This is a genomic window from Psychrobacter sp. Sarcosine-3u-12 (assembly GCF_002836005.1).
Classification (GTDB): domain Bacteria; phylum Pseudomonadota; class Gammaproteobacteria; order Pseudomonadales; family Moraxellaceae; genus Psychrobacter; species Psychrobacter okhotskensis.
Genome location: NZ_PJBY01000036.1, coordinates 1 through 1,028, shown reverse-complemented (window position 1 = coordinate 1,028; position 1,028 = coordinate 1). Strand labels below are relative to the sequence as shown.

Sequence of the window (1,028 nt, the reverse complement as noted above, 5' to 3'; positions counted from 1 at the left end):
GTTTACGGAGAAGGCTGGTAAGCATAGTAAGGCTGGAGGCGGTGTAGATGGGTTGGGATTGGCAGGGTTGCCGAGTTTGATAGCTGGTGCGATGTTTAAAGCACAGTTTAGGTTCGCTGATGATAATGATATTCCCTATGCCAACACATCATATATTGCTATTAATGAAAATACAAAAGAGACTTTTGAAGGCATAACTGATGCTGAGGGAAGTACAGAGAATTTCTATAGTTCTGACTCCAATAAGATTAAAGTGCATCTAAGAAATGAAGACCCTTGGGGATCTATTGAACTTTATAAAGTTAAATTTAAGTTTACTGATGATGATGGTAACCCGTATAGTCATGTTCATTATCGTGCAGTATCTGAGGTAAAAGAGTTAATTTATTTTGGAACTACTAATGCTGAGGGTGAAACTGCAAACCTTGTATCATCAATTGAAGAAAACTTTAATAGACCTCTTGCAAAAGTCATAGGTTAAGCTCGGAATTAATGATACCAGCAAACAGCTTCATTCTAAGATCATAGCGCTGACGACGGTTGCGATATTTATGAGCCACGATTTTAAACAACTTGATTAAGCCTATTTTGTGCTCAACCACAATACGGAACTTTGCCAGATAGTGATTGGCCTGTTTGCATATCTCCAATAACTGACCACCACGAGGTTTCTTAAATGGTGTGAAAGTTTGGTTATGTAGCTTTGCTAACCCTTGATAACCACTGTCTGCTAGATAGTTAGTGTTCTCAGGTAACCAATCAGGACAAGTATCTTTATACAGCTTAAAATCGTGAATAGAGCCTTTGGACGTTTGAACATCTAATATTAAGCCTGTTTTCCAGTGGACGATCACTTGCGCTTTTAAGGTGTGTTGTTTTTTCTTGCCGCTGTAGTAGTCTCTTTGGTTTTTTTTGGACGCTCAATTGGGGTTTCGGTGGCATCAACAATGACGACTGACCAATTGATGTCCTCATCGACACGACTAGGCAGCTTTTTAGGCAATTCAAACTTGCCAGAGTCAATCAGT

General features: G+C 39.3%; 2 protein-coding genes. One reads left to right on the top strand and one right to left on the bottom strand.

The window, feature by feature from the left end; all coding sequences use genetic code 11:
- A partial coding sequence (locus CXF65_RS01025) for a hypothetical protein (RefSeq protein WP_101210729.1) occupies window positions 1-481 on the top strand: 481 nt, incomplete at its 5' end.
- Here CXF65_RS01025 and CXF65_RS01020 read toward each other — a convergent pair.
- Complete coding sequence (locus tag CXF65_RS01020) at window positions 471-854, bottom strand: transposase family protein (RefSeq protein ID WP_101210728.1); 384 nt, start codon at window positions 852-854, stop codon at window positions 471-473. The two genes, CXF65_RS01025 and CXF65_RS01020, sit on opposite strands and share 11 nt — an antisense overlap.
- Window positions 855-1,028 lie beyond the last annotated feature (174 nt).